21 protein-coding genes, 1 tRNA gene and 1 pseudogene are annotated in these 19,329 nt (G+C 71.6%); 15 read left to right on the top strand and 8 right to left on the bottom strand.

Going from position 1 to position 19,329, the window contains the following annotated elements; translation table 11 throughout:
- Positions 1-24: 24 nt before the first annotated feature.
- From rsmA to JAN01S_RS07140, 3 genes are read left to right on the top strand one after another with little or no spacing between them, the layout of a single operon-like run.
- Complete coding sequence (gene rsmA, locus JAN01S_RS07150; protein ID WP_084360085.1) at positions 25-939, top strand: 16S rRNA (adenine(1518)-N(6)/adenine(1519)-N(6))-dimethyltransferase RsmA; 915 nt, start codon at positions 25-27, stop codon at positions 937-939.
- Positions 936-1,874 carry a 4-(cytidine 5'-diphospho)-2-C-methyl-D-erythritol kinase gene (locus JAN01S_RS07145; protein WP_068315818.1) on the top strand — a complete coding sequence of 313 codons (939 nt, stop codon included), beginning with the start codon at positions 936-938 and terminating at the stop codon, positions 1,872-1,874. Before rsmA ends, JAN01S_RS07145 begins: the two co-directional genes overlap by 4 nt.
- Entirely contained in the window at positions 1,874-3,700 is a 1,827-nt protein-coding gene (locus JAN01S_RS07140; protein ID WP_068315814.1) for an ABC-F family ATP-binding cassette domain-containing protein, read from the top strand. Before JAN01S_RS07145 ends, JAN01S_RS07140 begins: the two co-directional genes overlap by 1 nt.
- Here JAN01S_RS07140 and JAN01S_RS07135 read toward each other — a convergent pair whose 3' ends face one another.
- Complete coding sequence (locus tag JAN01S_RS07135; protein WP_068315812.1) at positions 3,701-4,207, bottom strand: MarR family winged helix-turn-helix transcriptional regulator; 507 nt, start codon at positions 4,205-4,207, stop codon at positions 3,701-3,703.
- Positions 4,208-4,297: 90 nt separating this feature from the next.
- On the opposite strand from JAN01S_RS07135, the gene JAN01S_RS07130 reads away from it, so the two are divergent.
- Together JAN01S_RS07130 and JAN01S_RS07125 are read left to right on the top strand one after the other, a co-directional pair.
- Positions 4,298-5,098, top strand: coding sequence for a methyltransferase domain-containing protein (locus tag JAN01S_RS07130; RefSeq protein WP_068315811.1), 801 nt, complete (start codon positions 4,298-4,300; stop codon positions 5,096-5,098).
- The gene (locus JAN01S_RS07125; protein ID WP_068315810.1) at positions 5,095-5,454 is read left to right on the top strand and encodes a VOC family protein; all 360 of its coding nucleotides are present in this window, start codon (positions 5,095-5,097) and stop codon (positions 5,452-5,454) included. The genes JAN01S_RS07130 and JAN01S_RS07125 overlap by 4 nt, the downstream gene beginning before the upstream one ends.
- 6 nt (positions 5,455-5,460) lie before the next feature.
- On the opposite strand, the gene JAN01S_RS07120 is transcribed toward JAN01S_RS07125, so the two are convergent.
- Entirely contained in the window at positions 5,461-6,066 is a 606-nt protein-coding gene (locus JAN01S_RS07120) for a TetR/AcrR family transcriptional regulator (RefSeq protein ID WP_084360088.1), read from the bottom strand.
- Positions 6,067-6,181: 115 nt separating this feature from the next.
- Here JAN01S_RS07120 and JAN01S_RS07115 point away from each other — a divergent pair.
- From JAN01S_RS07115 to JAN01S_RS07105, 3 genes are all read left to right on the top strand, one after another.
- A tRNA-Gln gene (locus tag JAN01S_RS07115) sits at positions 6,182-6,260 on the top strand.
- 70 nt (positions 6,261-6,330) lie between these two features.
- Complete coding sequence (locus JAN01S_RS07110; protein ID WP_157075643.1) at positions 6,331-7,725, top strand: hypothetical protein; 1,395 nt, start codon at positions 6,331-6,333, stop codon at positions 7,723-7,725.
- Positions 7,722-9,083, top strand: coding sequence for a hypothetical protein (locus JAN01S_RS07105; protein ID WP_068315806.1), 1,362 nt, complete (start codon positions 7,722-7,724; stop codon positions 9,081-9,083). Before JAN01S_RS07110 ends, JAN01S_RS07105 begins: the two co-directional genes overlap by 4 nt.
- 3 nt (positions 9,084-9,086) lie before the next feature.
- Here JAN01S_RS07105 and JAN01S_RS07100 read toward each other — a convergent pair whose 3' ends face one another.
- Positions 9,087-9,716: a cation diffusion facilitator family transporter gene (locus tag JAN01S_RS07100; protein ID WP_068315803.1), complete on the bottom strand. Its 630-nt coding sequence runs from the start codon at positions 9,714-9,716 to the stop codon at positions 9,087-9,089.
- A 53-nt stretch (positions 9,717-9,769) separates the two neighbouring features.
- On the opposite strand from JAN01S_RS07100, the gene JAN01S_RS07095 reads away from it, so the two are divergent.
- From JAN01S_RS07095 to JAN01S_RS07080, 4 genes are all read left to right on the top strand, one after another.
- Positions 9,770-10,333, top strand: a complete 564-nt coding sequence (locus JAN01S_RS07095; RefSeq protein WP_068315801.1) for a TOPRIM nucleotidyl transferase/hydrolase domain-containing protein — start codon at positions 9,770-9,772, stop codon at positions 10,331-10,333.
- A 9-nt stretch (positions 10,334-10,342) separates the two neighbouring features.
- Positions 10,343-11,020, top strand: a complete 678-nt coding sequence (locus JAN01S_RS07090) for a histidine phosphatase family protein (protein ID WP_068315798.1) — start codon at positions 10,343-10,345, stop codon at positions 11,018-11,020.
- Positions 11,021-11,131: 111 nt separating this feature from the next.
- On the top strand, positions 11,132-12,607 hold the full coding sequence (glmU, locus tag JAN01S_RS07085) for a bifunctional UDP-N-acetylglucosamine diphosphorylase/glucosamine-1-phosphate N-acetyltransferase GlmU (protein WP_084360084.1): 1,476 nt from the start codon (positions 11,132-11,134) through the stop codon (positions 12,605-12,607).
- Positions 12,604-13,575, top strand: a complete 972-nt coding sequence (locus JAN01S_RS07080) for a ribose-phosphate diphosphokinase (RefSeq protein ID WP_068315795.1) — start codon at positions 12,604-12,606, stop codon at positions 13,573-13,575. Before glmU ends, JAN01S_RS07080 begins: the two co-directional genes overlap by 4 nt.
- Positions 13,576-13,783: 208 nt before the next feature.
- On the opposite strand, the gene JAN01S_RS07075 is transcribed toward JAN01S_RS07080, so the two are convergent.
- Positions 13,784-14,329, bottom strand: coding sequence for a CGNR zinc finger domain-containing protein (locus JAN01S_RS07075; RefSeq protein ID WP_068315792.1), 546 nt, complete (start codon positions 14,327-14,329; stop codon positions 13,784-13,786).
- Between the two features lie 73 nt (positions 14,330-14,402).
- Between JAN01S_RS07075 and JAN01S_RS07070 the strand changes: the two genes are divergently transcribed.
- Positions 14,403-15,452: an EamA family transporter gene (locus tag JAN01S_RS07070; protein ID WP_068315789.1), complete on the top strand. Its 1,050-nt coding sequence runs from the start codon at positions 14,403-14,405 to the stop codon at positions 15,450-15,452.
- 181 nt (positions 15,453-15,633) lie between these two features.
- A complete protein-coding gene (locus JAN01S_RS07065) occupies positions 15,634-16,311 on the top strand; it encodes a 50S ribosomal protein L25/general stress protein Ctc (RefSeq protein WP_068315786.1) in 678 nt (225 codons plus the stop codon).
- A 74-nt stretch (positions 16,312-16,385) separates the two neighbouring features.
- Here JAN01S_RS07065 and JAN01S_RS07060 read toward each other — a convergent pair whose 3' ends face one another.
- Positions 16,386-16,796 carry a hypothetical protein gene (locus JAN01S_RS07060; RefSeq protein ID WP_068315782.1) on the bottom strand — a complete coding sequence of 137 codons (411 nt, stop codon included), beginning with the start codon at positions 16,794-16,796 and terminating at the stop codon, positions 16,386-16,388.
- Between the two features lie 112 nt (positions 16,797-16,908).
- Here JAN01S_RS07060 and pth point away from each other — a divergent pair, with 112 nt between their 5' ends.
- A complete protein-coding gene (gene pth / locus JAN01S_RS07055; protein WP_068315779.1) occupies positions 16,909-17,499 on the top strand; it encodes an aminoacyl-tRNA hydrolase in 591 nt (196 codons plus the stop codon).
- Between the two features lie 12 nt (positions 17,500-17,511).
- Here pth and JAN01S_RS16870 read toward each other — a convergent pair whose 3' ends face one another.
- The 3 genes and pseudogenes from JAN01S_RS16870 to JAN01S_RS17095 all read right to left on the bottom strand — a co-directional run.
- A complete protein-coding gene (locus JAN01S_RS16870) occupies positions 17,512-17,670 on the bottom strand; it encodes a hypothetical protein (protein ID WP_157075642.1) in 159 nt (52 codons plus the stop codon).
- A 174-nt stretch (positions 17,671-17,844) separates the two neighbouring features.
- Positions 17,845-18,561, bottom strand: coding sequence for a PspA/IM30 family protein (locus JAN01S_RS07050; RefSeq protein WP_068315776.1), 717 nt, complete (start codon positions 18,559-18,561; stop codon positions 17,845-17,847).
- 87 nt (positions 18,562-18,648) lie between these two features.
- Positions 18,649-19,329, bottom strand: a pseudogene (locus JAN01S_RS17095) (hypothetical protein); the annotation flags it as partial.

Genomic DNA, 19,329 nt, shown 5'->3' with positions numbered 1-19,329 from the left:
ACCGACGATGAATAGAGTCGCCCCATGAGCCCCACCCCCGAGCCCGCCGCGGACGGACCCGTCCCCGACTCCGGTGCGGGCTCGCAGGGGCTGCTCGGCGCCACGCGCATCCGCGAGCTGGCCGACCGGCTGGGCGTGCGCCCGACCAAGCAGTGGGGGCAGAACTTCGTCGTCGACGCCAACACCGTGCGCCGGATCGTGCGGGCCGGAGAGGTGACCTCGACCGACCACGTCGTCGAGATCGGACCCGGCCTGGGCTCGCTGACCCTCGCCCTCCTGCAGGAGGCCGACCGGGTCACCGCGGTCGAGGTCGACCCCGTCCTCGCGGGTGCCCTCACGGAGACCGTCGCGACGCAGCTGCCGGGCGCGCAGGACCGGCTCGAGGTCGTGCACGCCGACGCCCTCACCGTCACCGACCTGCCCGGCCCCCCGCCCACGGCCCTCGTGGCCAACCTGCCCTACAACATCTCGGTCCCGGTCGTCCTGCACTTCCTCGAGACCTTCCCGTCCATCGAGCGGGTGCTCGTCATGGTGCAGCTGGAGGTGGCCGAGCGGCTCGCCGCCGGCCCGGGCAGCAAGACCTACGGCGTCCCGAGCGTCAAGGCCGCCTGGTGGACGCAGGTGGACCTGGCCGGACGGGTCTCGCGCAGCATCTTCTGGCCGGTGCCCAATGTCGACTCCGGGCTCGTGCGGCTCGTGCGCCGCGACCCTCCGGCCACCGACGCCACCCGCGAGCAGGTCTTCGCCGTCGTCGACGCCGCCTTCGCCCAGCGCCGCAAGACGCTGCGGGCCGCCCTTCGTCCCGTCGCGGGGTCCGGCGAGGTCGCCGAGCAGGCCCTGCTCGCCGCGGGCGTCGACCCCCGGACCCGCGGGGAGCAGCTGGAGGTCACCGCCTTTGCCCGGATCGCCGAGGAGCTCATGGCTAGGGTGACCGCATGACCTCCGTCCTCGAGCAGCCCGCGGCCGTGACCGTGCGCGCGCCGGCCAAGGTCAACCTCGAGCTCTTCGTGGGGCCCCTCCGGGAGGACGGGTACCACTCGCTCTCGACCGTCTACCAGGCCGTCGGCATCCACGACGAGGTCACCGCGGCGCTCGCCGACGACTGGGGCTGCTCGGTGCGCGGCCGCGACGCCGACAAGGTGCCGACCGACGAGTCCAACCTCGCGCTGCGCGCGGCCCACGCCCTCGCCGAGCACACCGGCGGCCAGGACCCGGTCCACCTGTCGATCCACAAGGAGATCCCGGTGGCCGGTGGGATGGCCGGTGGCTCCGCGGATGCCGCCGCCGCGCTCGTCGCGTGCGACGCCCTCTGGGGCACCGACCTGCCCAAGGAGGAGCTCGAGGAGATCGCCGCCGGCATCGGCAGCGACGTGCCCTTCCTCCTCCACGGGGGCACCGCCGTCGGCTCCGGCCGCGGCGAGGTGGTCACCGCCGTGCTGGCGAAGGGGACCTACCACTGGGTCTTCGTGCCTTCCGCCGCGAGCGGGCTGTCGACGCCGATGGTCTACAGCGCCTTCGACCAGCGCACCTCCGGCACGACGATCGACGAGCCGCGCCCCAGTGCCGCCCTGATGAGCGCCCTGCGCTCGGGCGACCCGACCGCGCTCGCGCCCGTGCTCGACAACGACCTGCAGCCCGACGCCGTGTCCCTGCAGCCGGCCATCGGCGAGGTCATCGACGCCGCGATGGGTTTCGGTGCACTCGCCGCGATCGTGTCCGGCTCGGGTCCGACCGTCGCGATGCTGGCTTCCGGCGCCGAGGGCGCCATCGACCTCGCCGTGGCCCTCACCGCCTCGGGGGTCGCCGGCGACGTCCTGCGGGCCACCGGACCGGTGCACGGGGCCCACATCCTGCCCACCGCGCGCACGACCTGATGGCCACACCCCTGCTCGGAGCCGAGTCGCTCCATCTCGAGTACCCCACGCGTGTCGTCTTCGACGACGTCAGCCTCGGCATCGAGGAGGGCGACCGCATCGGCCTCGTCGGCCGCAACGGCGACGGCAAGTCGAGCCTGCTCGGCATGCTCGCCGGCACCATCGAGCCGCAGTCGGGCCGCATCACCCGGCGCGGGGGAGTGCGCTTCGGCGTGCTGACCCAGGCCGACGACCTCGACCCTGACGACACGGTCGCGTACTGCATCGTCGGTGACCGCCCCGAGCACGAGTGGGCCGGGGACCCACGGGTGCGTGACGTCATCGGCGGTCTCGTCGCCGACGTCCCCTGGGAGGCGCGCGTCGGCGAGCTGTCCGGCGGGCAGCGCCGCCGGGTCGCGCTCGCGGCGCTGCTCGTGGGCGACTGGGACCTCATCGCGCTCGACGAGCCGACCAACCACCTCGACGTCGAGGGCATCGCCTGGCTGGCGCAGCACCTCAAGGTTCGGTGGCCGCGGGGCACCGGCGGCCTGCTCGTCATCACCCACGACCGGTGGTTCCTCGACGAGGTGTGCACCGAGACCTGGGAGGTGCACGACGGCATCGTCGAGCCCTTCGAGGGCGGATACGCGGCCTACGTCCTGCAGCGGGTCGAGCGCGACCGGATCAACGCCGCGACGGAGCAGAAGCGGCAGAACCTCATGCGCAAGGAGCTGGCCTGGCTGCGCCGGGGCGCACCTGCGCGCACCTCCAAGCCGAAGTTCCGCATCGAGGCCGCCAACCAGCTCATCGCCGACGTGCCGCCCGTGCGCAACCCGATCGAGCTGCAGCGGATGGCCGTCGCGCGCCTGGGCAAGGACGTCATCGACCTCGAAGGCGCCGGCGTCGACTTCGGTGAGCGCACCGTCCTGCGCGACATCACCTGGCGGATCGCCCCCGGCGAGCGCACCGGCATCCTCGGCGCCAACGGTGCCGGCAAGTCGACCCTCCTGAACCTCGTCGCCGGCGAGATCGAGCCGACGTCCGGTCGGGTCAAGCGGGGCAAGACCGTGCAGTTCGGCTTCCTCGACCAGCAGTTCTCCCAGCTGGCGCAGATCGGCTCCGACCGGGTGCGCGAGGTGCTGGCCCGTACCAAGACGACCTTCACCATCGACGGCAAGGACCACACGCCGGCGCAGCTGCTCGAGCGGCTGGGCTTCGCGCGCGAGCACCTGTCCGCGCGCGTCGACGACCTGTCGGGTGGGCAGAAGCGCCGCCTGCAGCTGCTCCTGCTGCTGCTCGCCGAGCCCAATGTCATCGCCCTCGACGAGCCGACCAACGACGTCGACTCCGACATGCTCGCGGCGATGGAGGACCTGCTCGACTCCTGGCCGGGCACGCTGATCGTCATCTCCCACGACCGCTACCTCCTCGAGCGGATCACCGACCAGCAGTACGCGATCCTCGACGGTCGCCTGCGGCACGTGCCCGGTGGAGTCGACGAGTACCTGCGGTTGCGGGAGGCGCAGCGCGCGACCGGCGGCCCCGCGGCGATGTCCGGGTCCGCCGGGTCCCCGGCGACCACGACGAAGGGGGGCGGGGCGCCCCCTTCGTCCTCGTCACCTGCCGTGGACCCGGCGGCGCAACGTGAGGCCCGCAAGGCGATGGCCCGGATCGAGAAGCAGCTGGGACGGCTCGCGGACCGCGAGGACAAGCTCCACCACGAGATGGCCGACGCGGTGCACGACCACACGCGGCTGGCCGAGCTCAACGCGAGCCTCGGCGAGCTCGCCGACGAAAAGGAGCTGCTCGAGCTCGAGTGGCTCGAGGCCGCCGAGCTCGTCGGCTGATCAGCTCTCGAAGGGAGCGAGCAGCCGCTTGAGCGCCCGGGTGAGCGCCTCACGCTCGTCACCCGGCATGTCGGCGAGCAGCTCGCCCTCACGGGTGAGCAGGTCGGCCATGGCGGCATCGACGGCAGCCCGGCCGGTCGCCGTGAGCCGCACGATCACGCCGCGGCGGTCGGCGGGGGAGGGGAGACGCTCGACCCAGCCCTTGGTCGCGAGCCGGTCGATGCGGTTGGTCATCGTCCCCGAGGTCACGAGCGTCTCCTGCACGAGCCGGCCGGGGGAGAGCTCGTGCGGCTCGCCCGCGCGCCGGAGCGCGGACAGCACGTCGAACTCCCAGCCCTCGAGGTCGTGCCGGGCGAAGGCATTGGTGCGGTCGAGGTCGAGCAGGCGGGAGAGGCGCGAGACCCGGGAGAAGACGTGGAGCGGCTCGACGTCGAGGTCCGGCCGCTCCCGACGCCAGGCCTCGACGATGGCGTCGACGTCGTCCGAGGGGTCGTGGCGGCTGCTCATGCGTCGAGAATACCTGCCGTCGTGAATCTTGATGTCGAGGCAAATGGCCGTTCGGCCGATAGGCTCGTCGCACGCTACCGAGGAGGCAACATGACGGTGACCTGGGACCCGGACCGGTACGGGCAGTTCTCCGACGAACGCGTCCGCCCCTTCGCGGACCTGGTCGCGCGGATCGGGGCGACGGATCCGCAGCTGGTCGTCGACCTGGGCTGCGGCAACGGACGACCGACCCTCAGCCTGGCCGAGCGCTGGCCGCAGGCACGGATCGTGGGCGTCGACAGCAGTACCGCGATGCTCGACGCGGCCCGGGCCCTCGACACCGCGTCCCGCGTCGAGTGGGTCGAGGCCGATCTCGCCGAGTGGGACATCTCGAGTCTGGGCCAGGCGCCCGACGTCATCGTGAGCAACGCTGCGCTGCAGTGGGTTCCGCGTCACCTGCCCCTCATCGACACCTGGGTGGAGGCGCTGGCGCCGGGAGGGTGGTTCGCGCTGCAGGTGCCGGGCAACTTCGATGCCCCGACGCACGCCCTGATGCGTGAGGTTGCGATCGAGCACCCGCGCAGCGGCGAGCTCGAGGCGGCGACCAAGCGTTATGGCGCGGGCGATCCGTCGACCTACCTGCAGGTCCTCTCCGCGGCTGGCCTGACCGTCGACGCCTGGGAGACGACGTACACGCACGTGCTCGACCCCGAGGGGCGCAGCGACAACCCGGTGCTCGACTGGGTGACGGGCACCGGTCTGCGCCCGATGCTCGAGGTGCTCCAGGACGAGACCGAGCGTGAGGAGTTCCTCGCCGCGTACGCAGAGAGGGTTGCGCAGGCCTACCCACGGACGCCCGCGGGGGTGCTGCTCGCCTTCCGCCGGGTCTTCGCGGTGGGGCGCAAGGCATGAGCGTCGTCGGACTGCACCACGTCCAGATCGCTTGTCCTGCGGGCAGCGAGGGCCTGCTCCGCGAGTTCTACGGCGGGGTGCTCGGCATGTCCGAGATCCCGAAGCCGCCGGTCCTCGCCGCGCGCGGCGGGGTGTGGTTCCGGGCCGGGGACCGTGAGCTGCACTGCGGGGTCGAGGCGGACTTCCGCCCGGCGCTCAAGGCGCACCCCTGCTTCCTCGTCGCCGACGTCGACGCAGTGGCGAAGGTGGTGTCCGCGGCAGGTGCTGAGATCCGGTGGGACGAGGCGATCCCCGGCATCCGGCGCTTCCACACCGACGACCCGGTGGGCAACCGGGTGGAGCTGCAGCAGGCCTGAGGCCGGTCAGCCGGCGCGCTGGTCCACGAGCCCGGGGGTGTGCCTCAGGCCCGTCAGGCCGTGCCACGCGAGGTTGACGACGTGGGCGGCGACGACCTCCTTGGGCGGGGTGCGGGTCTCGAGCCACCACTGGCCGGTGAGCGAGACCATGCCGACGAGCATCTGGGCGTACATCTGCGCGTGCTCGGTGTCGAAGCCGCGGTGCGCGAAGGCGTCCGAGAGCAGGTAGGCCACCTGGGCCGCCGCGTCCGACATCAGCGACGAGTACGTGCCGGTCGGGGCCGCGCCGGACACGTCGCGCACGAGGATGCGGAAGCCGTCGGGTGAGCCCTCGATGTAGTCGAAGAGGGCCAGGGCCGCGCGCTCGATCGTCTCGCGGTCGGAGCCGCCGGCGGTCAGCGCGGCCGTGATCTCGGCCGTGAGGTTGCTCAGCTCCCGGTCGACGACGACGGCGTAGAGGCCCTCCTTGCCGCCGAAGTGCTCGTAGACGACGGGCTTGGACACCTGGGCCGTCGCCGCGATCTCCTCGACCGATGTGCCCTCGAGCCCCCTGGTGGCGAAGAGTCGTCGGCCCACGCTCACGAGCTGCTCCCGGCGGGCCGCGCCCGTCATCCGCGGTCGACGGGCTGCGGTCCGCCCTTCGTCCTCGTGCATGCTCATGTCGCCATTGTCGGTGACGACCGCGTGGTCGCGTCGACTACCCTGACCGGAGCCGCCTCGGCGGCGTTCCCCGGTTGGTCTGCCGGCAGGGCCCGCCTGACTTTGAATCAGGACTAGCGACGTAGGTTCGACTCCTACCCGGGGAGCTCGCGTCCTTGACCGACGTGCGGACGCCCCGGTCGCCCCCGAAGCGCCCGCATCCGCGACAATCGCCGAGTGACCGCTCCGCACGCCGCCGACCCGCAGCCTCGCAACCGGACCGTGAAAAAGGTGGTGGGGGCCCTCGGTGTCCTCGCGCTCGTGGCGATGTTCGCGGCCGGTGTCGTCTCCTTCCTCCCCGGCGGGCTCGGGGGCGTGTTCGACCGCGCCGACCCGCCGCAGGTCGACGGGCAGGTCCTGTGGACGAGCGAGGACATCGCCGTGCAGCTCGGCCCGGGCGGCTGGCTGACACACCCCGGCGAAGGGAGCGGGGACGTCGTGCGCAATGTCCGCACCGGCGAGACGTGGACGGTCGACGACATGACCTCCACGAGGGAGATCACCGAGGACGGTGTCGTCGTGCAGCCGGACGCCGAGGCACTCCACATCAAGCGCAAGGGCTCGAGCGACTCGACCTCGACGACCGAGGTCGCGGACGCCTTCGGCGACGAGGACCTGTGGCCGGGCACCAACATCCAGCTCGCGGGGGTGAGCGAGACCCACGTCGTCGCCGCCACCTGCCTCGCCCCCAAGCCCTCGAACCTCTACGACGACCCGGAAGGTGGGCGCTACGTCCTCGCCGGTGTCTCGCTCGAGGACGCCTCGATCACCTGGACCCTCGACACGCGGGGCGCCTGCAGCGCCGAGTTCGGGGTGCGCGGCTACCCGAGCACCCTGCCCGCGCAGGAGTACCTCCTCCTGGAGCCGGCCGAGGAGCAGATCATGGCCGTGGACATCGATACCGGCACGGTGGCCCAGCGCTGGTCCGGCGCCAAGAGTCGCTGGTACGCAGTCCAGGGCGAGCACGTGCTCGCCTCCGACGGTCAGGGCTCGGTGACGTGGAGCTCGCTGCGCACCGGCAAGGAGCTGGCCGACCTGAGCTGTGAGGGCGCCGGCATCGGTGACACGGGCGACATCTCTCGGCAGATCGCGCCCGGGGCGACTCCCTTCGTCGAGTGCGGAGACACCGTCCACGTCCTCGACGGCGACGAGTTCGTCGACGTCGGGGCGCCGCCCGCACCGACCGACACCCCGCTCCCGCAGGGCGAGGAGGTGGCCGTCGGTCGCCTCGTGCTCGAGCGGGTCGCCGACACCGAGACCGTCCACCTGCGCGATGCGCTCACAGGTGAGACCCTCGACGACCTGAAGGTCCCCGACGACTTCCAATTGGCCGGGTTCCTGCCCGCAGGCGATCTCGTCGGATTCGTGAAGTGGGAGCGGGGCGGTGACCGCAGCACCGGCAACTACCGGATCTTCGACGCCCGCACCGGCGAGGTCGTGGTCACCGCCGACGGCCCGCTGCGTACGGGCCCGGACGCCTCACCCGATGGCATCGTCATCGTGGAGACCGATGACCTGGACACCGAGGGCACGCGCCTTTGGGTCGCGGGGACGAAGGGAGAGACCACGTGAGCACTCCGAGCCGGGCGGCCGACCTCGCCAAGTTCGTTGCCGTGCTGGTCGTGGGTGCGCTCACGGTGACGCTCGGCGGCTGGTATTGGTTCACCCGCGGTGGCGGCGGGGTCGACGGGCACGTGTACTTCACCGGCGACAAGCCCCATGGCATGTCGATCGGCCCGAACGGGTGGTTCGCCTACTCCGACGACGACGCCAACGACTGGGTGGAGCACGCGCCGACGGGTCGTCGCTGGGGTGGCGACATGTTCTACGGCGTGGGGGTGCCCGCGCTCACCTCCGATGGGACCCACGTCAGCGCACTCGGCCCCGACGTGCGGATCCGCAGGGAGAGCGGTGAGATCGAGGTGCCCGGCACCGACCTGCTCGTCGCCCAGGGTGACCGGTCGCTGCAGCCGGGTGGCGAGGTCGAGATCATCGGCCTGTCCGAGCAGCACGTCGCGGTCGTCTCGTGCATGTCCCCGCAGAGCGAGGCCCGGCTGGGCGAGGACGTCGACGGTGGCACCCTCGTCGTCTCCGGCGTCGCGCTCGAGGACGGCGCCGTGACGTGGAGCCATGACACCGAGGTCGGGTGCGACACCGATCTGGTGACGCTTTTCCCCGAGGGGCTGCCCGAGCAGGAGTACGTCCTGATCACCCCGCAGGAGGAGACGACGCAGGCGCTCGATCTCGACACGGGCAAGGTGGCGAAGACGTTCGAGGACTCGCCCCGCGGCCGGGTCATCGTCCGGGGTGACGAGGCGGTCCACCGGTCCGGCGACGAGGTGACAGTCACCTCCCTTCGCTCCGGGGACGAGATCGCGCAGGTCTCCTGCCCGGGCGCCCGTCTCGACGGCGTCGGCGAGTCCGGAGGCCGACTGGCGCCCGAGGGGACGCCCGTCGTCCGCTGCGGTGACAGCGTGCGACTGCTCGGCGAGGACGGCTTCGTCGAGGTCGACGCCCCGCCCGTCGGGAAGAACCAGCAGGTCCCCGACGGGGGCTCGGTGGTGCACGACCGGTTCCTCATCTCCCGGGACGGCGACGAGCTGACACTGCGGGATGCCTTGGCCGACAAGGAGATCGGGACGGTCGAGGTGGAGGACGGCTTCCGCATCGCCACGAACGACCCGCGCGGGCGACTCATCGTCTTCTACCAGCCGACCGACCAGTTGTTCGGGGACAGCCCGGAGAGCTCCTTCCGCATCGTCGACACCCGGACCACCGAGCTGATCATGAGCAAGGACGGCCTGTCGCCCGGCGCGGACGTCTCGACCGATGGCTTCGCGATCGTCAGCGAGTACATCGAGAACAAGGCCCCTGCTCGAACGGAGAAACGCGCCTGGGTCGTCGGGGTCGACGAGGTGCAGCGCCCGTGATGGTCAGTCGATCTTTTCGCCGGCCAGCGCCTTGGCGGCGAGGCGCTCCTCCTCGCTGACCTCCCACACCTCCCAGGCCGCGTGGAGGGCGATGAGGATGATCGCGCACCCGAGGACGAGGTCGGGCCAGCCTGAGGAGGTCCACAGGGTCACCACGGCCATCCCGATGACGGCGATGTTGACCAGCACGTCGTTGCGCGCGGAGAGGAAGGCGGCGCGACTGAGCGAGCCGCCGTCGTGCCGCACGCCGGCGAGCAGCCACCCGCTCGTGCCGTTGACGGCGATCGCGCCGAGCGAAGCGAGCACGACGGGCAGCACGTCCGGCGCCACCGGGTCGGCGAAGCGGCGGACCGCCGCGATGCCGGCCACGGTCGCCGGGCCGAGGATGACCAGGGCCATCCCCTTGCCCATGAGGGCACGCCGGGCCAACGGCCAGCCCAGGGCCACGAAGATCAGCAGGTTGATCGCCGTGTCCTCGAGGAAGTCGACACTGTCGGCGAGCAGTGACACCGACCCCGCGACGAGGGCGACGGAGAACTCGACGAAGAAGTAGGCGAAGTTGATCAGTGCCACGACGAGCACGATCCGGCGGAGTCGATCGGCTGCGGTCCGTGGCGCGGAGTCGCTGCTCATGTCGGCGACGATAACCGCTTGCGTCGCAAGGCCCTCCGGCGCTCAATGGTCGGGTGAGCGCTCCACGGGTCGTCGTGCTGGTCGAGGGGGAGAGCGACCGGGTGGCGCTGCGTGTCCTCGCCGGACGGCTGGGTCGTGACCTGGCGGCCGAGGGCGTCGCGATCCTGCCGATGGGCGGCGTGACCAACATCCGTGCCTTCGCCAGCGAGCACGGCCCGCAGGGTCTGGGCCGACGGGTCATCGGCCTCTACGACATCGGCGAGGAGCGCCACGTGCGAAGGGGGTTGGCCGCTGCCGGCCTTCTGGTCGACCCCGTCGTGGGTCCGGTCGCCCAGGGATTCCACGCCTGCGACCCCGATCTGGAGGGTGAGCTGCTGCGGGCCCTCGGGCTCGACGCCGCAGAGGCCATCGTCGACCGCGCAGGCGAGGGGCGCTCCCGTCGTCTGCTCGCCCAGATGCCCGCCCAGCGGGGATGGTCGCGCGAACAATTGCTGCGACGGTTCCTGGGGTCGCAGTCGGGACGCAAGGCGCGATACGCCGAGCTCTTCACGCAGGCCCTCGACCTCGATCGGGCACCGCGTCCCCTCCTCGACGTGCTCCGGGAGGGCGCCGCGTAGCCTGCAGGCGTGCGACTCCTGCTCATCCGTCACGGTCAGACCCCCAACAACGTCGTGGGAGCGCTCGACACCGCCTTCCCCGGAGCCGGGCTGACCGATCTCGGTCGGGCCCAGGCGGCTGCGGTCCCGACCGCGCTCGCCGACGAGGACGTCAGCGCGGTCTACGCCTCACCGCTCGTGCGCACCCAGCTGACCGGCACACCCCTCGCGCAGGAGCGCGGCATCGAGGTGCACGTGCGTGAGGGACTCGAGGAGATCGCCGCGGGCGAGTTCGAGATGCGCTCGGACCGGGCGGCCGTCGAGGCCTACCTCGGTGCGCTGTCGAGCTGGCTGCACGGCGACCTCGACCACGCCCTGCCGGGAGGCAGCACCGGTCACGAGTTCATCGCACGCTACGACGCGGCGGTGCGGGCCGTCGCCGAACGCCACGGGCGGGACGACACGGTCGCGCTCTTCAGCCACGGCGCGGCGATCCGGGCCTACGCGACTCGTGCGGCCGGGCTCGCGGCGGAGGACGTGGAGAGCATGTGGATCAACAACACCGGGATGATCCTGCTCGAGGGGCACCCGACGCAGGGCTGGGGCCTCGTGCACTGGACGAGTGAGCCGCTCGGCGGCGCGCACCTCGCGGGTGTCCGCGCCCACGACGTCACCGGCGAGGCGGTCGACGAGGAGTTCGACGACTGACCGCTCGAGCGGCTGCGACCGGACTCGGTCGATGAGCGTCCCGCCGGGCCGCTACAGTGACGAAGCGGCCATGACGGCCGGCCGCACCCCCGACACCTCGGAGAACACCGCGTGAACGACGTCCGTCCAGACGCAGTCATCATCCTCGCCGCCGGCGAGGGCACCCGGATGAAATCGACCCTCCCCAAGGTCCTCCACCCGATCGGCGGGGCCCCGCTCCTCGGGCACGCGATGCGAGCGGCCGCAGGAGCCGGGGCGAGCGAGACGGTCGTCGTCATCCGCCACCAGCGCGACCGGGTCGCCGCCTTCATCGACGAGTACGCGCAGCGCCACCGGATCGCCTGCCGCACCGCCGACCAGGACGAGCTCAAGGGCACCGGACGCGCCGTCGAGTGCGGCCTCGACGTGCTGCCTGCGGACCTCGAGGGGACGGTCATCGTCACGATGGGTGACGTCCCCCTCCTGTCGTCCGAGACGATCAGCGAGCTGACCCGGGTGCACGTGACCGCCGGCGCGGCCGTCACCGTCATCACCTCCGTGCTGCCCGACGCCCAGTCCTACGGCCGGATCGTCCGCGACGCGGACGGCAACGTGGAGCGGATCGTCGAGTTCAAGGACGCGACCGAAGCCGAGCGGGGCATCCGGGAGATCAACTCGGGCATCTGGGCCTTCGACGCGCAGGTCCTGCGCCGTGAGCTGGCCAATGTCACCACCGACAACGCCCAGGGCGAGAAGTACCTCACCGACGTCCTCCAGCTCGCCCGCGCTGCCGGAGGGACGGTCGCCGCGCACGTCCTCGACGACATCCGGCAGACCGAGGGCGTCAACGACCGCGTCCAGCTCGCGCAGCTGGGCAAGGTCCTCAACCAGCGCGTCCTCGAGCGCCACATGCGCGCCGGCGTGACGATCGTCGACCCGGACTCCACGTGGATCGACGTCGACGTGACCATCGGCCAGGACACCCGCGTGCTGCCCGGCACCCAGCTGCTGGGTGCGACGAGCATCGGCGCCGAGGCCACGATCGGCCCGGACGTCTCGCTCACCGACTGCGAGGTCGGCGACGGGGCCGAGGTCAAGCGGGCCGAGGGGCACCTCGCGGTCATCGGCGCGGACGCCACCGTGGGTCCCTTCTCGTACCTGCGTCCCGGCACCGAGCTCGGGGCGAAGGGGAAGATCGGTGGCTTCGTCGAGACCAAGAACGCCAAGATCGGGGACGGGGCCAAGGTCCCGCACCTCACCTACGCCGGCGACGCCGTGATCGGTGAGGGCGCCAACATCGGCGCCGGCACGATCTTCGCCAACTACGACGGGGTGGCCAAGCACCAGACCGTCATCGGCAAGCACTCCTTCGTCGGCTCCGACACGGTGCTCATCGCGCCGGTCGAGGTCGCCGACGGTGCCTACGTCGCCGCGGGCTCCGCCCTCACCGATGCAGTCGGCCCCGGCCAGCTCGGTGTCGCCCGCGGCCGCCAGCGCAACATCGACGGCTGGGTGGCCGCCCACCGGGCCGGCACCCCGACCGAGGCCGCGGCACAGGCCGCGACGCCCCCTTCGTCCACCACCGACAGCAGCGAGGACTCCCAGTGACCGGTATCAACAAGACCACGGAAAAGAACCTCATGGTCTTCACCGGGCGGACCCACCCGGCGCTGGCCGAGGCCGTCGCGGAGGAGCTCGGGACGGACCTCGTCCCCTCCAGCGCGTACGAGTTCGCCAACGGTGAGATCTACGTGCGCTACGAGGAGTCGGTGCGCGGGTGCGACGCCTTCGTCCTGCAGAGCCACGCGACCCCGATCAACGAGGCGATCATGGAGCAGCTGCTCATGGTCGACGCCCTCAAGCGGGCCAGCGCCAAGCGGATCACCGTCGTCCAGCCCTTCTACGGCTACGCCCGCCAGGACAAGAAGCACCGCGGCCGCGAGCCGATCTCCGCCCGCCTCATGGCCGACCTCTTCAAGACCGCCGGCGCCGACCGGCTCATCGCCGTCGACCTGCACACCGACCAGATCCAGGGCTTCTTCGACGGCCCGGTCGACCACCTCATGGCCCGGCCGATCCTCGCCGACTACGTCAAGGACAAGTACGGCGACCGCAAGCTCGCCGTCGTCTCCCCGGACGCCGGCCGGATCAAGGTCGCCGAGCAGTGGTCGCGCCAGCTGGGCGGCGTGCCGCTGGCCTTCATCCACAAGACCCGCAACATCGACCGGCCCAACGAGTCCGTCGCCAACCGCGTCGTCGGTGAGGTCGAGGGCCGCTGGTGCGTGCTCGTCGACGACATGATCGACACCGCCGGCACGATCACCAAGGCTGCCGACGCGCTCATGGCCGACGGGGCCGCAGGCGTGATCATCGCCGCCACGCACGCGATCTTCTCCGGCCCGGCCGCAGAGCGCATGGTCGCCTGCGCCGCCGAGGAGATCATCGTCACCGACACCCTCCCGCTCCTCGACGAGCAGAAGTTCGAGGGCCTGACGGTCCTGTCGATCGCCCCGCTCGTCTCCCGCGCGATCCGTGAGGTCTTCGAGGACGGCTCGGTCACCAGCCTGTTCACCTGAGCCATCACGTGACCGGACGAGCCCCGCAGCCCCCCGGCTGCGGGGCTCGCTGCGTCAGGTGAGCTGTGCTGGAGCGCAGAGGTCCGGGGTGGGGTCGGCGAGCATCAAGCCGAAGTCGAGAACGACAACTTCACCACATGACAACGAAGGACTTCGGCAGCCGCCGACCCCACTCCGGGCCACGGAGTGGACGACAGTCGGTCCGGGCTCAGCCGTGCCGCGCCCGATAGGCGGCGGCGGCGAGGCGGTTGCCGCAGCCCCCTTCGCAATAGCGCTTGGAGCGGTTGCGGGAGAGGTCGACGAGCACGTCGTCGCAGTCGTCGGCGGCGCAGACGCGCAGGCGGGAGAGCTCGCCGGCGCGGATCACGTCGACGAAGGCCATCGCGGCTTCCACCTGCATCCGCCGGGCGAAGGGGGCGTCGCCGTCCGTCGCGTGGATGTGCCAGCCGTAGTCGTCGTGCTCGACGAGCTGGGGGAGGGCTCGGCCGTCGCGCAGCAGCTCGTTCACGAGGTCGACGGTGGTGACCTCGTCCTCGCTGGCGAGCCACACCGCGCGCACGCGGGAGCGAAGAGCGCGCGCCTGGGTCAGCTCTGCGTCGTCACCGTCGAATCGGCCGGTCCAGCCCCACTCGACGTAGAACGCGCGCAGGTCGTCGGTGGTCGCGAGGGCGTCCTCGTCGCGGGAGGGGCCGCTCGTGTTGACGAGCGCGGCGGCCGTACGCAGTGCCACGTCCGTGTCATGGGCAAAGGTCATGTTGACTCCTGACGTCAGCGAGGTCTAGCGTCATCACCAACAGGTTAGTTCACTCATGACGTCAGGAGCGCCCGTGGCGAGCGTCGACTCCACCGCGCAGCGGACCCCCTTCGTGGTCGGGCTGGCCATCGCGCTCTTCTCCGCGGCGGCCTTCGGCTCGTCGGGCACCTTCGGGACCGCGCTCATGGAGGCCGGCTGGAGTCCCGCAGCGGTGGTCACCCTGCGCATCGTCGGGGCGGCGCTGCTGCTCGCCGGCCCCACCGTCATCGCGATGCGCGGGCGGTGGCACCTCCTGCGGCGCAATCTCGGCCAGGCCCTGGCCTACGGACTCTTCGCGGTCGCGGGGTGTCAGTTCGCGTACTTCATGGCCGTCGAGCGGCTCTCCGTCGGCGTCGCCCTGCTGCTGGAGTACCTCGCGCCGGTGCTCATCGTCGGGTGGATGTGGGCCCGGCACGGGCGTCGACCGAGCGTGCTGACCAGCGCCGGTGTCGCGGCCGCCGTCGTGGGGCTCGTGCTCGTCCTCGACGTCGCCTCGGGGGCCCGTCTCGACGTCGTCGGTGTGCTGTGGGGCCTGCTCGCCGCGGTCGGCCTCGTCGTCTTCTTCCTCGTCGCCGCGCACGAGACGCGTGACTCGCTGCCGCCCATCGCCCTCGCCGGTGGCGGCCTGGCCGTCGGCGCCGTGGGCCTCGTCGTCACCGCGGCGGTCGGTCTGCTGCCGTGGTCGATGACCACCGGCACCGTGGTCCTCGGTGGGACGAGCCTGCCGTGGTGGGTGGCCGTCCTCGAGCTGGCCCTCGTCGCGGGTGCCGTCGCGTACGCCAGCGGGATCGCGGCCGCCCGGGCGCTGGGCGGCACTGTCGCCTCCTTCGTCGGGCTGAGCGAGGTGCTCCTCGCGATCGGTTTCGCCTGGGTGCTCGTCGGCCAGGCGATGACGCCCGGCCAACTGCTCGGGGGCGCGGCGGTCCTCGCGGGCGTCGTCATGGTCAAGCTGGGCGAAGGGGAGGATGCAGCCGCCTCCGCGCCCGCCGACGACGTCGACATCGCGGTGCACGCGGCCACGTCCGCGGACGTGGCCGGCGCCAGCTCCGGGACCGGTTTGTCGCAGCCCGAGCGGGTCCACTAGGATCTCGGGGTTGCCTCGGCGAGGGACGCTGCACGGTCGCAGCGATCCGTGATCGACGCGGTGCCGCCCCGTGGGTTCTCCCGCGCGTCGACATCCGTCCGCGCCGCGTCCCGCGTCGAGGCCACCGTCCGAGACACGCCCGCTCCCTGCGCGGGCCGACCCCCACACCAAGGAGCACCACATGTCCACCGACGAGATCCGCCTCGTGTCCGACAAGCGCACCGAGTTCGGCAAGGGCGCGGCGCGCAAGCTGCGTCGCGCCGACAAGGTCCCCGCGGTCCTCTACGGCCACGGCGAGGCCCCGATCCACCTCGCGCTGCCCTTCCACGACACCTTCCAGGCGCTGAAGAACCCCAACGCGCTGCTCACCATCTCCGTCGAGGGCGAGGACGACCAGCTGGCCCTGGCCAAGGACGTCCAGCGCGACCCGATCAAGCCGATCATCGAGCACGTCGACCTCGTCATGGTCAAGCGCGGCGAGAAGGTCACCGTCGAGGTCCCCGTCCACGTCGAGGGCGACGCCGCCCCCGAGACCGTGGTCACGGTCGACGCGCAGACCCTCGAGATCGAGGCCGACGTCACCAACCTGCCCGAGAGCCTCACGGTCTCCGTCGAGGGCCTCGAGGTCGGCACCCAGATCCACGCCAGCGAGGTCGAGATGCCCGCCGGTGCGACGCTCGCCTCCGACCCGGAGCTGCTCGTCGTCAACATCACCCAGCAGATCTCCGCCGAGGAGCTTGAGGCCGAGCTCGCCGAGGCCGAGGCCGAGGCCGGCATCGAGCACGACGAGTCCGACGCCGAGGCCGCCGATGGCGAGGAGTCCACCGAGGGTGGCGAGGAGTCCTCCGAGCAGGAGTGACCCAACGGCACACCGCATGACGACGGGCGGGACCTCCACACGGAGGTCCCGCCCTTCGTCTGTCCGTGGTCAGGTCACGGTCTGCGGAACGGGCCGCCCTCGAGGAGCCAGAAGATCGCGTCGAGCACGGGCGTGGACCCGGGTGGCGCCTCGAAGACGTCGACGGACTCCTGGGGTGCCGGCCCGGTGATCAGCCCCAGCCGGCCGATGCGATCGGCCAGATCAGCGGCTGAGTCGAGCGCGAACGACGCGCCGTGCAGGTCGTCCTTCGCTTGCTGCTCGGCTGCGAACAGCCCTGCGCGTGCGTCGTCGAGGCGCCCGCGCAGCATCACCACGTCGTCGGGCCTCAGGTCGTTGTGGGGATGGTTGTGCACGTTGTCGAGCCGTCGACCGTAGGTGGCCATCCGGATCCGCAGGTTGCGCGCACGGATGTCGAACTCCTCGCGGGGGCTCAGGTCGGGGACAGCCTTGGGTCCAGATGCCATGGACGAGACGATGGCACGCCGGAGGTGACGGCGCAGTGCGTGTGCGCGACTCCTGTGGACGACGAAGGGAGGTGCGCTCACCTCCCTTCGTCATTGCCTAGAGTGGGGCCCCGTGAGTGATGACACCTGGCTCGTGGTCGGTCTCGGCAACCCCGGCCCGCAGTACGCCGGCAACCGGCACAACGTCGGCGCGATGGTCATCGACCACCTCGCCGAGCGCGCGGGCGCTCGGCTGCGCACGCACAAGGCCGGGGCGAGTGCCGAGTCGATCCGCCTCGGACCCCCGCCTGGGGTCCGCGCGATCATCGCGGTGCCGCACTCGTACATGAATCTCTCCGGGGGCCCGACCAAGGGCCTGGCGACCTTCTTCTCCGTCCCGCCGGAGCGCACGATCGTGCTGCACGACGAGCTGGACATCCCCTTCGGCGAGGTGCGTCTCAAGCTCGGTGGAGGCGAAGGGGGGCACAACGGCCTGCGCTCGATCACCAGCTCGTTCGGGACGAAGGACTACCTGCGGGTGCGCATCGGTATCGGTCGCCCGCCGGGACGCATGGACGCGGCGAGCTACGTGCTCAAGGACTTCAGCTCGACGGAGCGCAAGGAGCTGCCCTTCCTCATCGACGACGCCGCCGACGCGGTCGAGCTGCTCATCGACAAGGGGCTGACGGACGCGCAGCAGGTCGTGCACGCGCCGCGCCCCTGATCGGCCTCGGTCTCAGAGGCCGCGGCCCTCGTTGTTCTTGGAGCTGATGGTCTCCGCTGCCGCACGTGCGTGACCGTCGATGTCGTCGCTGCTCATGGTCCCGCCGCGTGGGGCGATGACCCCGCCCAGACCGGCGCACACCACGACCAGGCCTCCGATCAACCACCACATGTCGTTCCCCCTTCGCGTGGATCCTGCTGTGTCGCACGATTTTGGCAGTCGCCGGCCCGCGGGAGGGGCCAGCGCCGCTGGACAAGAGAAACCCCGCCTTCGCAAGAGTTCCGAACTCTTGCGAAGGCGGGGTTTCTCGGGTGACCCGATGATCCCGGGACGGGTGAGGCAGCCTCAGCCCTTGTTGCGCAGGGCGGCCAGCCGCGCCTCGATCTCCGCGTCCTGGCTGTGGTCCTCGAGCTCGGCGAACTGGTCCTCCAGCGTGGTGGCCTGGGCCTCGGCGCGGCCCTGGACGAGCGCCTCCTGCTGACGGATCCGGTCCTCGAACCGGCCCAGCTCGCTCGTGGGGTCCATGACGTCGATGGACCCGATGGCCTCCTGCACGCGCGACTGGGCCTCGGCGGAGCGGGCCCGAGCGACGAGGGTGTCGCGGCGGGTCTTGAGATCCTCGAGCTTGGTCTTCATCGACACCAGACCGGACTTGAGCTGGTCGACCTGCGCGTTCTGCGCGGCGATCGCCGGCTCGGCGTCCTTGGCCTCGCCCTCGTGCTGGATCTGGCGTTGCAGGGCGACCCGCGCGAGGTTGGTGAACTTCTCGGCGCCGGCGCTGTCACCGGCAGCGGCGAGCTCGTCCGCCTTGTTGGCCGCGGCGGCGGCCTTGTTGCCCCACTCGGTGGCGGCCTCGCGGTCGGCCTTGAGGTCGCCCTCGGCCATGCGCACGTGGGCGATGGTCTGCGCGACGGCCTCCTCGGCCTCGGCGATCGAGTTCGTGTAGTCGCGCACGAGCTGGTCGAGCATCTTCTCAGGGTCCTCGGCGCGGTCGAGGAGGGAGTTGATGTTGGCCTTGGCCAGCTGGCTGACGCGGCCGAGGATGGTCTGCTTCTTGGTCATCGTGCGTTCCTCCTGGCGGTCTCCCGCCGGTCGTGGTGCTGGTGGTCTGGTCGTGCGGTCAAGGACGAAGGGGGGAGCGCGGGCCGGTCAGAAACGACCACCTCCGCCGAAGCCGCCGCCTCCGCCACCGCCGCCGCCGAAGCTGCCGCCCCCGAATCCACCGGAGGAGCCGCCCCAGCCACCGCCGCGGCCGCCGAAGCCGCCGGAGAGGATGCCGCCGAGGATGAGCGAGCCGACGTCGATGCCGTTGTTGCGGCCACCGCCGATGCCGCCACCGAACCCACCGCCGAACCCGTGGTGGTCGTTCGAGCGGGAGTTGACGGCCGCGACGGCGCGCTCGACGAGGATCTCGGCCTCGGTGAGGTGCTCGGCCGCCTGGTCGAGGTCGTGCGAGCGAGCCGAGTGCGCCGCGGCGAGCTGGCGCGAGGCCTCCTTGACCTGGGTGCGCGGACCCGCGTCCACGAGGCCGCGCAGGCTGTCGATCTGCCGCTCCACCATGACGATCCGGGAGCGGACGTGCTCGTAGCGGCGGTCGAACTTCTCCGCCCGGGCGGCGGTGCGGTCGGCGTCCTTGCGGTAGCGCTCGAGGGCCGTGTCGAGGTAGTGCTCGGCCCGCTCGAGGGTGCTCAGGGCGTGCAGGACGTCGCCCCCGGAGCGCGCCCTGGTCCCGAGGTCGACGGCCTGCTGGGCCTGGGCCACCGCGTCGGCCGTCATCTGGTCGTTGGCCTGGAGCCGCTTGACGTCCATGAGGTCGGAGGAGATCGACGC

Origin of the sequence: Janibacter anophelis NBRC 107843 (genome assembly GCF_001570945.1) — a bacterium.
GTDB lineage: Bacteria > Actinomycetota > Actinomycetes > Actinomycetales > Dermatophilaceae > Janibacter > Janibacter anophelis.
This window is presented reverse-complemented; position numbering and strand designations above follow the sequence as displayed.

What these genes read in the sequence shown, in the direction of transcription:
- JAN01S_RS07140 (WP_068315814.1), top strand. Translation starts at nt 1,874, where the DNA reads ATGGCCACACCCCTGCTCGGAGCCGAGTCGCTCCATCTCGAGTACCCC.
- JAN01S_RS07050 (WP_068315776.1), bottom strand. Translation starts at nt 18,561, where the DNA reads ATGACCAAGAAGCAGACCATCCTCGGCCGCGTCAGCCAGCTGGCCAAG.
- JAN01S_RS07100 (WP_068315803.1), bottom strand. Translation starts at nt 9,716, where the DNA reads ATGAGCAGCGACTCCGCGCCACGGACCGCAGCCGATCGACTCCGCCGG.
- JAN01S_RS07075 (WP_068315792.1), bottom strand. Translation starts at nt 14,329, where the DNA reads ATGACCTTTGCCCATGACACGGACGTGGCACTGCGTACGGCCGCCGCG.
- JAN01S_RS07130 (WP_068315811.1), top strand. Translation starts at nt 4,298, where the DNA reads ATGACGGTGACCTGGGACCCGGACCGGTACGGGCAGTTCTCCGACGAA.
- JAN01S_RS07120 (WP_084360088.1), bottom strand. Translation starts at nt 6,066, where the DNA reads ATGACGGGCGCGGCCCGCCGGGAGCAGCTCGTGAGCGTGGGCCGACGA.
- rsmA (WP_084360085.1), top strand. Translation starts at nt 25, where the DNA reads ATGAGCCCCACCCCCGAGCCCGCCGCGGACGGACCCGTCCCCGACTCC.
- JAN01S_RS07065 (WP_068315786.1), top strand. Translation starts at nt 15,634, where the DNA reads ATGTCCACCGACGAGATCCGCCTCGTGTCCGACAAGCGCACCGAGTTC.
- JAN01S_RS07135 (WP_068315812.1), bottom strand. Translation starts at nt 4,207, where the DNA reads ATGAGCAGCCGCCACGACCCCTCGGACGACGTCGACGCCATCGTCGAG.
- JAN01S_RS07125 (WP_068315810.1), top strand. Translation starts at nt 5,095, where the DNA reads ATGAGCGTCGTCGGACTGCACCACGTCCAGATCGCTTGTCCTGCGGGC.
- JAN01S_RS07060 (WP_068315782.1), bottom strand. Translation starts at nt 16,796, where the DNA reads ATGGCATCTGGACCCAAGGCTGTCCCCGACCTGAGCCCCCGCGAGGAG.
- JAN01S_RS16870 (WP_157075642.1), bottom strand. Translation starts at nt 17,670, where the DNA reads ATGTGGTGGTTGATCGGAGGCCTGGTCGTGGTGTGCGCCGGTCTGGGC.
- JAN01S_RS07145 (WP_068315818.1), top strand. Translation starts at nt 936, where the DNA reads ATGACCTCCGTCCTCGAGCAGCCCGCGGCCGTGACCGTGCGCGCGCCG.